General features: G+C 74.8%; 12 protein-coding genes. 4 read left to right on the top strand and 8 right to left on the bottom strand.

Going from position 1 to position 14,769, the window contains the following annotated elements; all coding sequences use genetic code 11:
- Positions 1–17: 17 nt before the first annotated feature.
- Both OIE12_RS14290 and OIE12_RS14285 read right to left on the bottom strand, forming a co-directional pair.
- On the bottom strand, positions 18–536 hold the full coding sequence (locus OIE12_RS14290) for a glutathione peroxidase (protein ID WP_329135340.1): 519 nt from the start codon (positions 534–536) through the stop codon (positions 18–20).
- Positions 537–587: 51 nt separating this feature from the next.
- On the bottom strand, positions 588–1,565 hold the full coding sequence (locus OIE12_RS14285; RefSeq protein ID WP_329135338.1) for an ArsR/SmtB family transcription factor: 978 nt from the start codon (positions 1,563–1,565) through the stop codon (positions 588–590).
- An 84-nt stretch (positions 1,566–1,649) separates the two neighbouring features.
- Between OIE12_RS14285 and OIE12_RS14280 the strand changes: the two genes are divergently transcribed.
- On the top strand, positions 1,650–2,966 hold the full coding sequence (locus OIE12_RS14280) for an MFS transporter (RefSeq protein ID WP_329135336.1): 1,317 nt from the start codon (positions 1,650–1,652) through the stop codon (positions 2,964–2,966).
- Here OIE12_RS14280 and OIE12_RS14275 read toward each other — a convergent pair.
- Positions 2,860–3,162: a zinc-ribbon domain-containing protein gene (locus OIE12_RS14275; RefSeq protein WP_329135334.1), complete on the bottom strand. Its 303-nt coding sequence runs from the start codon at positions 3,160–3,162 to the stop codon at positions 2,860–2,862. The two genes, OIE12_RS14280 and OIE12_RS14275, sit on opposite strands and share 107 nt — an antisense overlap.
- Before the next feature lie 352 nt (positions 3,163–3,514).
- Between OIE12_RS14275 and OIE12_RS14270 the strand changes: the two genes are divergently transcribed.
- Entirely contained in the window at positions 3,515–5,080 is a 1,566-nt protein-coding gene (locus tag OIE12_RS14270) for an FAD-dependent monooxygenase (RefSeq protein WP_329135332.1), read from the top strand.
- 30 nt (positions 5,081–5,110) lie between these two features.
- On the top strand, positions 5,111–6,397 hold the full coding sequence (locus OIE12_RS14265; RefSeq protein WP_329135330.1) for an SGNH/GDSL hydrolase family protein: 1,287 nt from the start codon (positions 5,111–5,113) through the stop codon (positions 6,395–6,397).
- Positions 6,398–6,671: 274 nt separating this feature from the next.
- Here OIE12_RS14265 and OIE12_RS14260 read toward each other — a convergent pair whose 3' ends face one another.
- On the bottom strand, positions 6,672–10,205 hold the full coding sequence (locus tag OIE12_RS14260) for an AfsR/SARP family transcriptional regulator (RefSeq protein ID WP_329135328.1): 3,534 nt from the start codon (positions 10,203–10,205) through the stop codon (positions 6,672–6,674).
- Positions 10,206–10,332: 127 nt separating this feature from the next.
- On the opposite strand from OIE12_RS14260, the gene OIE12_RS14255 reads away from it, so the two are divergent.
- On the top strand, positions 10,333–10,671 hold the full coding sequence (locus tag OIE12_RS14255) for a MerR family transcriptional regulator (RefSeq protein WP_329135326.1): 339 nt from the start codon (positions 10,333–10,335) through the stop codon (positions 10,669–10,671).
- A gap of 27 nt (positions 10,672–10,698) precedes the next feature.
- Here the strand turns inward: OIE12_RS14255 and OIE12_RS14250 are convergent, their stop codons facing one another.
- From OIE12_RS14250 to OIE12_RS14235, 4 genes are all read right to left on the bottom strand, one after another.
- Positions 10,699–11,058 carry a hypothetical protein gene (locus tag OIE12_RS14250; protein ID WP_329135324.1) on the bottom strand — a complete coding sequence of 120 codons (360 nt, stop codon included), beginning with the start codon at positions 11,056–11,058 and terminating at the stop codon, positions 10,699–10,701.
- 178 nt (positions 11,059–11,236) lie between these two features.
- Positions 11,237–12,688, bottom strand: a complete 1,452-nt coding sequence (locus OIE12_RS14245; RefSeq protein WP_329135322.1) for an FG-GAP and VCBS repeat-containing protein — start codon at positions 12,686–12,688, stop codon at positions 11,237–11,239.
- A 226-nt stretch (positions 12,689–12,914) separates the two neighbouring features.
- On the bottom strand, positions 12,915–14,267 hold the full coding sequence (locus tag OIE12_RS14240; protein WP_329135320.1) for a diacylglycerol/lipid kinase family protein: 1,353 nt from the start codon (positions 14,265–14,267) through the stop codon (positions 12,915–12,917).
- A gap of 28 nt (positions 14,268–14,295) precedes the next feature.
- Complete coding sequence (locus OIE12_RS14235; protein ID WP_329135318.1) at positions 14,296–14,760, bottom strand: DUF7144 family membrane protein; 465 nt, start codon at positions 14,758–14,760, stop codon at positions 14,296–14,298.
- Positions 14,761–14,769: the final 9 nt, after the last annotated feature.

Raw genomic sequence — 14,769 nt, 5'->3', positions numbered from 1 at the left:
GCGGCGGGGGCGGAAACCTACCCCAGCACCCCCTCCACCGCGGCCACCACCTCCGCGGACTCCGGCTCAACCTGCGGAGCGAACCGCGCGACCACCGCCCCGTCCCTCCCCACCAGGAACTTCTCGAAGTTCCACCGCACATCCCCGGCATACCCCTCCGCATCCGCGACCCCGGCCAGCCGCGCATACAGCGGATGCCGCCCCTCCCCGTTCACCTCGACCTTCTCGGTCATCGGAAAGGTCACCCCGTACGTCGCCGAGCAGAACTCCGCGATCTCCTCCGCACTCCCCGGCTCCTGCCCGAGGAACTGGTTGCAGGGCACGCCCAGCACGGTGAACCCCCGCGAGGCATACCGCTCCTGCAACCGCTCGAGCCCCTCGTACTGCGGCGTCAGCCCGCACTTGGAGGCGACGTTCACGACGAGGACGGCCCGCCCGGCGTACTGCGCCAGCTCGGCGGAGCCGCCTCGCAGCGCACCGATCTCGACATCGAGGACGGAGGACGTGGGGGATCCGGAGTTCTCTACGGTCGTCATGTCCGGATGCTAACGCTCCACGAGCACCCGGACCCCTACGCGCCCCGCCCCCTACGCGCCCCCCACCCGCTGCGCGGCGACCAGTACCTCCCCCGCCCCCGTCCGCCCGTACAGCACCGACCTCCCCACCCGCCGCCGCTCCACCAGCCGCGCGTCCCGCAGCACCCGCAGATGACGGCCGACGGAGCCGAGCCCCTGTCCCGTCAGCGCGACCAGTTGGCTCGTGCTGAGCGGGGAGTCGAGCAGGACGAGCACCCGCGCCCGCGCGGTCCCGAGGAGCGCGCCGAGCCCCTCGGGCACGACGGCCCCGCCGGGATCGGCCAGCGCCCCGGCGCACGGGTAGACGACGGCGTAACGTTCCGGCTCCTCCCACGACACCCACCCGATCCGCTGCGGCGTGACCGGCACGAAGGCGAGCCGGGCCCCCGCGATCTCCTGCGGCGGGTACGCGTGCGTGTTGACCTGGAGCCGGTTGCCGCCGAGCCAGCGCTTGCCCGGGCCGAGCCCGTCGAGCGCCGCCGCCCAGCCGCCCCGGCCGACCTGTTCCGTGCGGGTGGCGACGTCGGCCTCCAGCACGCGGCGCCGCCGGTCCCAGTCGGGCCGTACGGCCTCGGTCCACACGGCGGTGAGCAGGGCGGCGGCACGGACGGGCAGGTCGTCGCGGTCGAGGGCGGCGGGGAGCGGGGCGCCGCGCAGCGCGCGCCGGACATGGCTCCGGGCCGCGTCGGGGCGGGCGTCCCGCACCCGCGCGACCTCCTGCTCGAAGGTCTCGCCGCCCCGGGGCGTGGGCGTGAGGAAGTCGGCGATCCAGTCCGGTCCGAGCCCGGCGCGGACGAGCAGCGCGGTGACCGGGTCGGCCGCCAGCCGCCGCCGGTGGGCGGGCAGCCGGGCGTCCAGCCAGGCCCGTTCGCCCGGGTGCCGGGCCTGCCCGGTGTGCAGCAACCGCAGCGCGGCGAAGGTCTCGGCGAGCGGCGAGACGACGAACCGGCTTCCGGCGAGCGTGTCGGCGTTCACCTCCCACCAGCCCACGGCAGCCGCCCCCTTCCCCCCTGAGGTTTCGCGGAACGGCGAAACAATAACCACCCCGCCGCCCCCCTCCCCACACTGCCGGACATGCGCAGCCACTCCGCGGGCTACTCCGCCCTCTTCCGCACCCGGGAGTTCACGCCCCTCTTCCTCTCCACCGCCCTCCAGACCGCCGCGTCCACGATCGGCGGCCTGGCGCTCGGCACGCTGGTGTACCGCGCGACAGCCTCGCCGCTGCTCTCCGCGGTGAGCATGTTCGGCCCCCAACTCGCCCAGGTGGTGGGCGCGTCGACGCTGCTGTCCGGCGCGGACCGGCTGCCGCCGCGCACCGCGCTCACCGGTGTCTCGCTGTGCTTCGCGCTCGCCACGGCGGCGATGGCGGTGCCGGGCCTGCCGCTGGGAGCCGTCTTCGCGCTGCTCCTCCTCCAGGGCCTGGTCCAGTCCCTGGCCGGCGGCGTCCGCTGGGGCCTGCTGAACGAGATCCTCTCCACGGGCCCGGCGGAGATCCACGTCAAGGGCGGCTATCTGCTGGGGCGTTCGACGTTCAACATGATGAGCGGCCTCACCCAGATCACGGGCTTCGCCACGGGCGGCGTCCTGGTGACCCTGCTGTCACCCCGTACGACGCTGCTGACCTCGGCGGCGCTGTACGCGGCGGGCGCGCTGCTCACCCGGACGGGACTGTCCCGCCGGGAACCGAGGGCGACGGGCCGCCCGTCGCTCGCCCGCACCTGGCGGGCCAACGTCACGCTGCTCGCCGACCGCCCGCGCCGGCTCGTCTATCTGGGGCTGTGGGTCCCCAACGGCCTGATCGTCGGCTGTGAGTCGCTGTACGTGTCGTACGCGCCGGACCGCGCGGGTCTGCTGTTCGCGTGCGGGGCGTGCGGGATGTTCGCCGGCGACGTCGTCACGGGCCGCTTCCTGCCCCCGGCCGCCCGGGCCCGTCTCGTCACACCGCTGCTGCTTCTCCTGGCCGCCCCGTACCTGCTGTTCGCGCTGCACCCGGCGGTGCCGGTCGCGGCGGCGTGCGCGGCGCTGGCGTCGGTCGGCTTCGGCGCGAGCCTGCTCCAGCAGGAACGCCTGATGTCCCTCACCCCGGACGCCCTCACCGGCCATGCCCTCGGCCTGCACTCGGCGGGCATGCTGACGATGCAGGGCGTCAGCGCCTCGGCGGCCGGCACGCTCGCCCAACTGACGTCCCCCGCCACGGCGATGACGGCCATGGCGGCGGCCTCGCTCGCGGTGACGGCCTCGCTGGGACTCGCGGCGTCCGGGTCCGCCCGGCCGCCGGTCGTGCTCAGGGCTGGTACGGCGGCTGCGCCTGCTGCGGGGGCTGCTGCGGCTGCTGGGCGGCGGCCTGGCCGGCGGCGGCGTGAGCCAGGAGCTGGTCGGCCTGCTCCTTGATGATCTTCTGCTCGGCACCGCAGAACGTGCACTGCGTCGCGTACTTCGACGACACGGGGAACAGCGGGATGAAGAACAGCGTGAACTTCGTGACGCGCTTCCTGAGCGTGTGCGCGGCGGGGTTACCGCACCGCCCGCACACCAGCGTCAGTATCGCGAGCTGGTACAGGTAGCCCCTGGTGCCGAAGATGATCACTGTGCCGGTCCTTCCCGGTTCGGTGCCCCGCCCCGGGCCGTGGACCGCCGCTCACCGACCGGTGGTGGCCCGACCGGTGGCGCGGGCGTCGTCGGCGTACAGGGTACGCCGGGCGCCCCCGGCGGCACCGCCCCCGGGTAGTGCCCCCGAGTCTGTCCGCGTGTCCCTGTGCCCGGTGGCGGGGGAGCCGCAAGCTGCCCGTGCGGCCACTGAGACGGCACGTGCCACCGGCCGTCTCAGTGCATGACAGCCCCGTGTGCGGGCGGTGCCAGGGGGCCCCGGCACTGTGGGTGCCGAGGGCGGGGCCCGTACGGCCCCGGCACGGGAGAACCAGGACGGAGACACGAGGACCATGAGCGATTCCGCGGCAGCGCACGGCAGGCACGAGCGACAGGACCTGCACGAGGGGCAGGACAGGCGGGGGCAGCCCTACGGCCGGGAGGTGTCCGGGGACGCGCATGACGCCACGTACGACGCCACGTCCGACGCCACCCCCGACGCCACGTACGACGTCGTCGTCGTGGGCGCCGGGCCGGTCGGGCTCTTTCTCGCGACCGAGCTGCGGACCGCCGGCGTGCGCCCGGTCGTACTGGAGCGGCTCACCGAGCCCGACCTCGGCATCAAGGCGGCCGCGGTCGGCGCGGTCGCGGCCGAGGCGCTGGAACGGCGCGGCCTCGGGCCCGCGCTCGACAAGGCCGAGGTGACGCTGCCGATGGCCAAGGCGGCGCGCGCCCGCCCCGGGAAGGCGCGGAGGCCGGGCGGCCACTTCTCCGCGCTGTTCGTGATCGACCAGGACCTCCAGCGCGACCCGGACCGGCACAGCCGCATGGTGCCGCAGGACGCGCTCGAACGGATCCTGACCGCCCGCGCGCTCGAACTCGGCATCGAGATCCGCCGCGGCGTCGCCGTGGAGGACCTCACGCAGGACGACGAGGGCGTACGCGTCGAAACGACCGCCGGCCCGCTGCGCGCGAAGTACGTCGTCGGCTGCGACGGCGGCCGCAGCACCGTCCGCAAGCTCGCCGGCTTCGCGTTCCCCGGCACCGAACCGACGCTCACCGGCTACCAGGCCGCCGTCGAACTGGACGCGCCCGAGAAGCTCACGCCGGGCTGGCAGCGCACCCCGCGCGGACTGATCACGTCCATCCCGGGACGCGTCTTCACGGCGGAGTTCGACGGCCCGCCGGCCGACCGCGACGCGCCCCTCACCACGGACGAGGTCGAGGCGGCGATCCAGCGGGTCAGCGGCACGGACGTCCGCGTCCTGTCGATGGAGAAGGCGACCCGCTGGACCGACCACGCGCGCCAGGCGGCCACCTACCGCGAGGGCCGCGTCCTGCTCGCGGGCGACGCCGCGCACGTCCACTCGCCCTTCGGCGGCCAGGGGCTGAACCTCGGCCTCGTCGACGCGGCCAACCTCGGCTGGAAGCTCGCCGCGGCGGTCGGGGGCCGCGAGGAACTGCTCGACTCCTACACCGCCGAGCGCCACCCCGTCGGGGCGCGCGTCCTGGAGAACACCCGCGCGCAGGTCGCGCTCGTACGCCCCGATCCGCTCACCGACGCGCTCCGCACCATCGTCGGCGACCTCATCAGGCTCCCCGAGGGCAACCGCCTCGTCGGCGAGATGCTGTCGGGCGTCGGCATCCGCTACGACCTCGGCGACGACGACCCGCTCGTCGGCACCCTCGCGGCCGACCGGCTCCTCACCCTCGCCGACGGCACGGTGGAGTACCTCTACGTGCTGATGGAGGAGGGCGGCGGACTGCTCGTCTCGCCCTCGGTGCGCCCGCTGCCGCACGGTGTGCGCCACGCGCACACCAAGGAGGGCCCGTCGCTGCTCGTCCGCCCCGACGGCTGCGTCGCGTGGACGGACGCCTCGGAGGCGTCGCTCGACGAGGCACTGGGACGCTGGTTCTGAACTTCCGTGCTCTACAGAAAGGTTGAGGTCATGCCAGAGCGCAGCGACAAGCACACGGAGAACTGGATCGCCACCTGGGGCACGGCGCAGCAACTCGCCCGCCCCGCCGAGCCCGGGGGAGGACCACAGCTGCCGGACGAGCCGTCCGGGGAGGCGGCGGCTGACGAAGCGGCGATTGACGACGCGACGGTCGACGAGGCGCCGGCCGAGGAGGGCTCGGCCGCGCCGGTGAAGGTGGGCGCGGCGACCGTCCGCATGGTGGCACGCGTCACCGCCGGCGGCACCGCCCTACGCGTCGCGCTGTCGAACTCCTTCGGCCACGCGCCGGTACGCATCGCCGCCGCACGCATAGCGCGGTACGACGGCGGCGCGGCGATCCGCGCCGACAGCACCCGGAGGCTCACCTTCGGCGGACGCGAGGAGGTCGTCCTGCCGACGGGCGCGCAACTGCACAGCGACCCCGTCGCGTACGACGTCCCGGCGGGGACCGACCTGGCCGTCTCCCTCCACGTCCCCGACCAGGACGTCACCCCCACGACGCACGACCTCGGGCTGCGCCCGGCCTGGCTCGCCCCGGGCGACCAGACCGACGCGCGGGACCTGCGGGACGCCACCGGGTTCGCGTCCTATCTGTGGCTCGCCGGCATCGACGTCCTCGCGCCGTCCGGCGCCGCGACCGTCGTCGTCCTCGGCGACTCCCTCGCCGACGGCGCCGGCACCACGCCGGGCGCGGACCGGCCGTGGCCCTCGGTGCTGGCCCGCCGGCTCGCCGCCCGGCCGGACCTGCCGCCGCGCGCGGTGGTCAACGCGGGCATCGCGGGCAACCGCGTCCTGCGCGAGACCGACGGCCTCGGCGCGAGCGCGCTGGCCCGCTTCGACCGCGACGTACTGGCCCGGCCCGGTGTGCGCTGGGTGGTGCTGGCGGAGGGCGGCAACGACATCGGCTTCGGCTTCATCCCCGGCATGCCGGAGAGCGAGCGGGCGACGGCCCAGGACGTCATCGCCGGTCACCGCATGCTCATCGACCGCGCACATTTGCACGGCCTGAGCATCATCGGCTGCACGGTGACGCCGTTCGGCGGCACGTTCGTGTACACGGAGGAGAGCGAGCGGATGCGCCAGGAGGTCAACGACTGGATCCGCGGCGGCGGCGAGTTCGACGCGATCGTCGACACGGACGCGGCCCTCCGCGCCCCCTCCACCCCCACCCACCTGCACCCGGACTACGACTCCGGCGACCACATCCACCCCAACGACACCGGCAACGAGGCGATAGCGGAGGCATTCGACCTGGAGGTGTTCCGGGGGGCGGAGTAGGGACGGCACGCTGCGGGGCGCCCCGCAAGGGGCGCGGGGCTGTGCCGGGTGTGCGGCTCCGCCGCGCGGGCGCGAGCACTTACCGCGCCCCTGTAAGGGGCGCGGGGAACTGCGCGAGAAGTCCCCACCCACCCGCACCCGCCGAACGACCCCACCCACCCGAGCTCTCCCGCGCCCTCCCCACCCCCCGGTTCCCCCACCCCCCCCCGGGGGGCCTGGGGGCGGAGCCCCCAGGTTCAGGACGGGAAGGGTAGGGGCGGCGGGGGCGAAAAACTCAACACCCCACCACCCCCGCCGGATCAACCCGCCGCACCGCCCCGACCCCCTCCAACCCCCACCCCTCCCCATACGCCACCCCGAACGCACTCTCCCCCAGCACCGCCCGACACCGCCCCACAACCCCCCGCACCTGAAGATCACTCCGATCCTCCGCCCCCCGCAACCGCGCAGCCACCCCCACCCACACCACCGCCTCCCGACACAACCCCCGCGCCGACACCCACTCCGCCCCCGTCACCGCCACCACCGCCAGCACCGGCAGGTCCCCACTCCCCACCGCCGCCGCATACGCCCGCCCCAACGCCACTCCCGCCCCCTCGACATCCCCCCGCCGCAGACACAACTGCGCCCGCACGGCCCCCACGAGCGCCCGCCCACGCCCTCCACCGTCCGACACCCCACCACCCCCCGCCTCCACCGAGACCCCCGCCTCGGCCGCGTCAAGCCGCACCCCCGCCCGCTCCACATCCCCCAACCGCAACCACAACCCGGCCTCCAACGCGCCCACCACGACGCCGAGTTCCGGCACCCCCGCCCGCACCACCCGCTCGTGCAGCCCGTCGAGCAGCGCCCGCGCCCGCGCGTCCTCACCCCGCCGCACATGCAGATCGATCCAGCGCACGTCGAGGAACACCTCGTCGGACAGGCTCAGCGAGCCGAACTCTCGCGCGTGGACCCGCGCTTCGGACAGATCCGCCAACGCACCGTCGAGATCACCGTCGTACTGCCGCAGCAACGCACGCATCGGCAGCGCGGTGGCCAGCCCCCACCGGTCCCCGGCCCGCCGATAGGCGTCGAGGGCGGCGGCCACGTCGACGCGCACCGTCTCCAGATCGCCCTCGTTCTCGGCGAACGAGGCGCGGAACATGTGGGCGAGCCCGGACAGCCACACGTCGGGACCGTCGACGAGACGCCGCATCAGCGCGCGCGAGGCCTCGTGCTCGCGCAGGAAGTGCAGCGCGATGGCGGCGAGGACACCGGCGAACCCGGACAGCGAGGGATGCGCGAGCAGCCGGCCGGCGAGGTCGCGCAGGACGGCCTCGTTCTCGTCCACCGCCTCGACACCGAGCGGCGAACGGGCGTTGATCCGATTGAGCAGCAGCACGGCCTCGGCGGTGTCCCGACCGACCGACCCCACCCCGAACGCACCGGCACCGGAACCGAACCCGGAACCGACCGCACCGGAACCGACCGCACCGGAACCGAGCGCGCCAGAACCGACCACACCGGAATCCGAGCCACCAGGCCCCTCCACACCCCCCTCGGCGACGGGCAGGGCCAACGCCCGCTCCTGCCAGTACGCCGCCTCCGCATGCCGCCCCAGGATGTGCCAGTACCAGGAGAGATCCATCGCGAGCGCGACGGCCGCCCCCGCGGCACCGCTGTCGCACAGATGCCGCAGCGCGGCGAGCGCGTTGTCGTACTCGCCACGCAGTACGCGCAGCGCGTCGAGCTGACCGGGCCCCCGCAGCAACGGCTCCTCGCGCGCGACCAGCCGGGCGAGATGCCGCGCGGCGAGATCCCGTACGGCACGGAGGTCGCCGCGCTCGGCGAGCCGCTCGGTCCCGTACTCGCGCAGGGTCGCGAGCATGCGGTAGCGGCCGGTGCCGGGCGCCCGGTGGAGCAGCGACTTGTCGGTCAGGGCGGCGAGCAGCTCGGGGACGCCGTCCGGGGGCACCGACGTGCCGGCGCAGAGCGCGGCGGTGGACTCCGGCGTGACGCCGCCGGGCAGGACGGAGATCCGTTCGGCCACCGTGCGCTCGGCGTCGTCGAGCAGGTCCCAGCTCCAGGCGATGACCGCGCGCAGCGTGCGGTGGCGCGGGGAGGCGGCCCGGCTGCCCGTGGCGAGCAGCCGGAACCGGTCGGACAGCCCGGCGACGAGCTCGGCCGGCGACAGGGTCCGCAGCCGGGCCGCCGCCAGCTCCAGGGCGAGCGGCATGCCGTCCAGGCCGCGCACCAGCCGGACGACGTCGGCGCGGGTCCGCTCGTCGACGACGAACCCGGGGCGTACGGCGGCGGCCCGCTCGGCGAACAGCCGCACCGAGGGGATGCTGCGGACCCGATCCAGTCCGCCCGCGTCACCGTTACCGCCCCCGCCCCCGCCCCCGCCGTCGCCGTCGTCATCGTCATCGGGGAGGGGCAGCGGGCCCAGCGGAACCAGCGCCTCGCCGTCGATGGCGAGCGGCTCGCGGCTGGTGGCCAGCACCCGCAGGGCGGGGCAGCGCGGCAGCAGCGTCGTGAGCAGCCGGGCGACGGCGTCGATCAGGTGTTCGCAGTTGTCGACGAGGAGCAGGCTCTCCCGGCCGCCAAGCCGGTCGACGAGGAGGTCCACCTCGTCGGCGCCGGTGTCGGTGCGGAGCCGGCCCCCGGAGGCGTCGAAGAGCGCGGCGCCGCGCAGCCCGAGGGCGGTGAGCACGGCCGCGCCGACCTTGGCCGGCTCGGCGACCGCGGCGAGGTCGACCAGCCAGACCCCGTCGCGGTACGCGCCCTGATGCCGGCGCCCCGCCTCGACGGCGAGCCGCGTCTTCCCGGCCCCACCGGCCCCGACGACGGTCACCAGCCGCCCGGCAACGAGCAGCGCACCGACCCGCCCGAGATCCCCCTCACGCCCGACGAAGCTGGTCAGAGGGGAGGGAAGGTTACCGACGGCAGGGGAGGGGACACCCCCGGGAGCCACGCCGGACACGGCAGCACCGGCCGCACGGGCGGCACGGGCCGCACCGGGCGCACCGGGCGCACCGGCCGGGCTGGGCGCCCCCGCCACCCCCGAGGCCCCAGACACCACCCCCGGCGCCCGCAGCAACCGCACATGACGCTCGCGCAGGGCCGTGCCGGGGTCCGCGCCGAGCCGGTCGGCGAGGCTTTCGCGGACGCGTTCGTAGACGGCGAGCGCGTCCGCCTGGCGCCCCTGCGCGGCGAGCGCGTCCATCAGGAGGGCGGCCGGCCGCTCGTCCGCCGGATGCTCGGCGAGGAGGGCCGTCAGCCGGGCGACGGCGTCGTCGGCGCGGCCGAGTGCCAGCTCGGCCTCGGCCAGATCCGCGGCCGCCTCGACGACGGCACCCTCCAGCCGCGTCGCGACCGCCGGAGCGACGGCGGCGATGACCGACGGTTCGTCGTAGAGCGCGACGGCCTCGCCCAGCGCCTCCGCCGCCGCGCCGGAATCCCCGGCACGCAGCCGGTCGCGGCCGTGCGCGGCGAGCCGCTCGAACCGCAGGACGTCGACGTCGTCCGGCGCGAGGCGGAGGCGGTAACCGCTCTCGGACCGCAGCACCGTCCGGCCCCCGCCGAGCAGCCGGCGCAGCCGGGAGACCAGCGACTGCAGGGCGTTCGCCGGGTCGGCGGGCAACTCGGCTCCCCACAGCGCGTCGACCAGCGTCCCCGCCTCGACCGCGCGCCCCCCGGCCAGCGCCAGCCGCACGAGCAGCCCGCGGAGCCGGCCCCCGGAGACGTCCACGACGGCGTCACCGCACCACACCTCGAACTCGCCGAAGAGCACCACCCGCAGCCGCACCCGCTCATCCCCGCGCACGCCACGATCCTCCCGCGTACGACCCGGCGACCCAAGCCGGGTCCGGGACCCACCGGCCCGTGACCAGTGCCGACGGGTGCCGTACGGCACCAAGGCCCCTCGACGTGTTACCCGATCAGAGGTGCAGATGACCGCAGAAACCCCGCTCGACCGAATCGACGACGACGACTACCCGGCCTACACCATGGGGCGGGCGGCCGAGATGCTCGGCACCACGCCCGCCTTCCTGCGTGCCCTCGGTGAGGCCCGCCTCATCACGCCCCTGCGCTCCGAGGGCGGCCACCGCCGCTACTCCCGCTACCAGCTGCGCATCGCGGCCCGCGCACGGGAGATGGTCGACCAGGGCACCTCCATCGAGGCGGCCTGCCGCATCATCATCCTCGAGGATCAGCTCGAAGAGGCCCGGCGCATCAACGACGAACTGCGCCGCGGTGCCGCCGGCCCCGGCCGCAAGGCGGACGCCTGAGCGTATCCGTACGGCAGACGGCAGACGTCAGTGTTCGGAGTAGCTGAAGTCGCCCACGGTCCACGCGCTGACGTCCTCGATCGCGACGCGGTACATTCCGCCCGTCTCCGGGATTCCCATCGTGCCCTGCAGGATCCGGGCGACGTGGAAGTGCAGGTGTGTGGGCGGTCCGTCCCTCTTCACGACGGTGTCGAAGATGGCGGCGAACTCCTTCAGCTGGGCGGAACCCGTCAGCACCTCCGACACCCGTTGTCTCCAGACGGCTTCGGGAGCCAGGCGCCCCGTGAGGACGGCACCGCCGGTGACCACGGTCAGGGACATCTGGCTGCTCTGCCCCGATTCCACGAGGGCGGCGATGCCAGTGATCAGCTCGTCAGGCTTCGGCATGAGACAGCATTCTAAGTACCGGCCCACCCGGAAGGCCCACGAGGTGGCCCCGCCGGCGGGCTCAGCGTGGTGACCGGGCCGCGGTCCCGCGGTGTGCCCGGCCGGTGTGCCGAACGGCCACCGCCTGGGCGGCGGCCATGGCCGCCGGAACGGGCCGGGCACCCGACCCGCCCGCTGCTCAGGCGCCCGACATGGTGTACCCGAACATGGGGTCGGCGCCCGATTCGCCGATGCCCACGGTCGGGGCGCTGAAGCTCACCGAGCCCGTGGCCGTGATGCCGTCGGCGGAGCCGGGCAGGGACCAGACCGCGCCGTCGTCGCTGTTCTCGCCGGCCGCGCCCACGGACAGGTCGGCGCGGTCGTCGTTGTTGTGGTCGGCGAGGTGGACGACGTCGCCGAACAGGTCCGAGGACTCGTTGGCGCCGGGGACGCCGGGGGTGCCCTGGTTGAGGGACACGGCACCGCTCGCCGTCAGCCCGGAGGGGCCGCCGCGCAGCACCCAGACGTTGCCGGCCTCCGCCGCGTCGCCGATGGTCTCGAAGTTCGCGCCCACCGCCAGGTCCGGGTAGTCGTCGCGGTCGACGTCGCCCGCGGCGAGCGCGCCGCCGAACGAGTCGTTGTACTCGTCCGCCCCGGGCACCCCCGGGGTGGCCTGGCTGAAGACGGCGCTGCGGGCGGTGTCGACGCCGGCGTCACCGCCGTAGACCACGGTGACGTAGCCGCCCTTCGCGGGCGCGCCGATCCCGCTCATGTCGTCGCCCACGACCAGGTCGTCGTGGCCGTCGAGGTCGAAGTCGGCCACGGTGAGCGCGGCGGCGAGCCCGGTGGCCGCCTTCGTCTGGAGCGTGGGCCCGGCCGAGCCGCCCAGGTAGACGAAGCTGCCCGCGAAGGACGACACGACCAGGTCGTCCGTCCGGTCGCCGTCGAAGTCGCCGGCGGCGAGCTGGACCGCACCGTCCGGGTACGAGCCGGCCTCGATGTCCGCGTCGAGGCGGAGCTTCCCGGCCGCACCGCCGGACTTGGTGAAGCCGCCCTTGAAGATCCACACGTCCTTGCCGGTGGAGCCGACCGCGAGGTCGTCCTTCCCGTCGCCGGTGAAGTCGCCGACCGTGAGGGACTGACCGAACCGGTCGTGGCCCGACGCGTTCGGGTCACCGATCGTCGTACCGCCGGACAGCCCGGACGAGCTGCCCCACAGGATCGTCACCGAACCGCCGTCGACGTCACCGCTGACGTCCTCCAGCGGGATGCCGACGACGAGGTCGCCGTAGCCGTCGTTGTTGAGGTCACCGTGCGCGAGCTCGGTGCCGAAGCGGTCGTCGGCCTCCGAGGCGCCGGGCACGCCGGAGGAACTCTGCGTGGTGATCTTGCGGTTCGCGGCGGTGATCCCGCGGGAGGAGCCGTAGTTGACGACGACGGCACCCGCCTTCGCCTTCCCGTTGGCGACGGCCCCCGGGGCGGCGGTGGCCAGGTCGTGGTACCCGTCACCGTTGAAGTCGTCACCGAACCCCGACGGCGCGGCACTCGCACTGCCGGGCACGGCGACGAGCAGCCCACCGGCCAGCGCGGCCACGACGGCGGCACCGAGAACGGCGGAACTCCGGGAACGCTTGCGAAGGGGCCGTGACATGGGTTCCTCTCCAGTCGTCCAGAACATGCGTACGAACTGAAGGGATGACCTCCGGTGGGGCGGAAGGGTTGTACGGGGAGAGGGGGCGGCGGGAGGGTGACGTGGAGGTCACGCACACACGGAACTCCGGCCCGGTCGGCAATGGAGCCGGCCCGGGAAGCCGCGGGGTGCCGTCCTCGGCCGGTCCGGCGGGCGTCGCCCGCTTCGCCGCGGCCGCCGGCGCGACTCACGACGGCCGGCCCAGCGCCAGCCGGGTCACGTGGGGCCAGTCGGCCGCCGCCCCACGGGACTTCGGTCTGCCGGGGCGGTGGCGTGGCACGCGGACCCGCAGGGCCCCGGGCGCGGTGCGGCACACCACGGGGCAGGGCAGGACGACGTGCTCCCCGTCGATGCCGGCCGGCATCGTGGCGGTGCCGGCCCCGACGGTGACCTCACCGGCGCTGAGCCGGACGAGGCCGCCGGAGCGCGGTCGGCTCGCCAGGCGTGCCGCTTCGGCAGCGCTGCCGACCCGGACGCACACCACGCCCAGGAGCCCCGTGTCCAGCCGCTCCCTGCGCCCCGGGCGTGCCGCGTCGAGGGTGCGTCCGTAGGGGTTGTTGCTGACGAGCAGGGCCTGGAGGCCGGTGACGTCCCGCCCGTCGGCCGTCATCCGCAGGGTGGGCGCGGTCTCGCCGGTGAGCAGTCCGGGGAGGTTGTGCAGGATCGTGCGGGCCTTCGCGTCGCGGTAGGCGGGGTCGTCGACGACGGACGCGTACGTGCCGAACGAGGCGTTGTTGACGAAGACGCGGTCCGCGGCGTACCCGAGGTCGACGCGGATCTCCACCCCTCCGGTCAGGGCTTCCAGCGCCGCCACCGGATCGTCGCGGTCGAGGCCGAGGTCGAGCGCGAAGTGGTTGCGCGTGCCGGCCGGGATCACCGCGAACGGCACGTCGTGGTGGGCGGCGACGTCGGCGACCAGTGCCTGGGTGCCGTCGCCGCCGGCCACCCCCAGCAGATCCGCTCCGTCGGCGACGGCCTGCCGGGCCAGCGCGGTGACGTCCTGGCCGGGGGCGAGTACATGGACCCGGCAGCCTGCGGCCCGTGCCCTGTCCACCAGGGCGAACCGCTCCACCTTGCCGCCGCCGGACCGGGGGTTCATGAGCACCCAGGGGCGCCGGGGCGCGGGAACGGCCTGTTCGCCGGGAGCGGGAGCGGGGGCGAGGGCCCAGCGTGCCGCGACGACGGCCAGGGCCAGGAGACCCGCCGACAGCAGGGCGGGGCCCAGCAGTCCGGCGGTGGCGCAGAGCGCGAGGACGGCGGCCGGCGCGGCCACCGACAGGACCGCTCCGGCGACGCGGACGGGACCGGTGTGCGCCAGAGCCCACCACACGCCGACGGCCGCGAGCGCGAGTCCCGCGATGCCGGTCAGGGCCCACAGCACACTGCGCAGACCGGCGGCGGTGAGGGGCACCAGGACGGCGCCCAGCAGGAGCAGCAGGGCGAGGCGGGCGCGCGCGGCACCGTGGTCGCCGGGTCCGCCCGACGCGCCCGACGTGCCCGACGCGCGCCGTGCGCGCGGCCCGTCACCTCGTGATCCCATCGGCCGGCCCCGCTCCCCGTCCCCGTCCTCACTCCTGTCGCGACGCGCGTTCCCCGCCCGGGCCGTACAGGGCGTCGCGCCCTCCCACGCACAGCGCCCAGACGATGAAGCCCGAGATGGTGATCATGACGACGGACCACACCGGGTAGTACGGCAGGGAGAGGAAGTTGGCGATGATCACCAGACCGGCGACGGCGACGCCGGTGACACGCGCCCACAGCGCCGCCCTGAACAGCCCCGCACTGATGACCATGGCGACTATGCCCAGGGCGAGATGGATCCAGCCCCAGCCGGTGAGGTCGAACTCGAAGACGTAGTGGGGCGTGGTGACGAAGACGTCGTCCTCGGCGATCGCCATGATGCCCCGGAAGAGACTGAGCAGACCGGCGAGGAAGAGCATCACGGCGGCGAAGACGGTCAGACCGGCCGCCCAGCCCTGCCGCATGGTGTGTGCCGGGCGCGGGGGCGCCGGACGGGAGTGTGTCGCGGTCATTCTCGGACC

This window comes from Streptomyces sp. NBC_00670 (genome assembly GCF_036226765.1).
In the GTDB taxonomy this organism is placed as follows: domain Bacteria; phylum Actinomycetota; class Actinomycetes; order Streptomycetales; family Streptomycetaceae; genus Streptomyces.
This window is presented reverse-complemented; position numbering and strand designations above follow the sequence as displayed.

Excerpts from the sequence above, each read along its gene's own strand:
- OIE12_RS14290 (WP_329135340.1), bottom strand. The coding sequence starts at position 536 with ATGACGACCGTAGAGAACTCCGGATCCCCCACGTCCTCCGTCCTCGAT.
- OIE12_RS14280 (WP_329135336.1), top strand. The coding sequence starts at position 1,650 with ATGCGCAGCCACTCCGCGGGCTACTCCGCCCTCTTCCGCACCCGGGAG.
- OIE12_RS14270 (WP_329135332.1), top strand. The coding sequence starts at position 3,515 with ATGAGCGATTCCGCGGCAGCGCACGGCAGGCACGAGCGACAGGACCTG.
- OIE12_RS14265 (WP_329135330.1), top strand. The coding sequence starts at position 5,111 with ATGCCAGAGCGCAGCGACAAGCACACGGAGAACTGGATCGCCACCTGG.
- OIE12_RS14255 (WP_329135326.1), top strand. The coding sequence starts at position 10,333 with ATGACCGCAGAAACCCCGCTCGACCGAATCGACGACGACGACTACCCG.
- OIE12_RS14250 (WP_329135324.1), bottom strand. The coding sequence starts at position 11,058 with ATGCCGAAGCCTGACGAGCTGATCACTGGCATCGCCGCCCTCGTGGAA.
- OIE12_RS14245 (WP_329135322.1), bottom strand. The coding sequence starts at position 12,688 with ATGTCACGGCCCCTTCGCAAGCGTTCCCGGAGTTCCGCCGTTCTCGGT.
- OIE12_RS14240 (WP_329135320.1), bottom strand. The coding sequence starts at position 14,267 with ATGGGATCACGAGGTGACGGGCCGCGCGCACGGCGCGCGTCGGGCACG.
- OIE12_RS14235 (WP_329135318.1), bottom strand. The coding sequence starts at position 14,760 with ATGACCGCGACACACTCCCGTCCGGCGCCCCCGCGCCCGGCACACACC.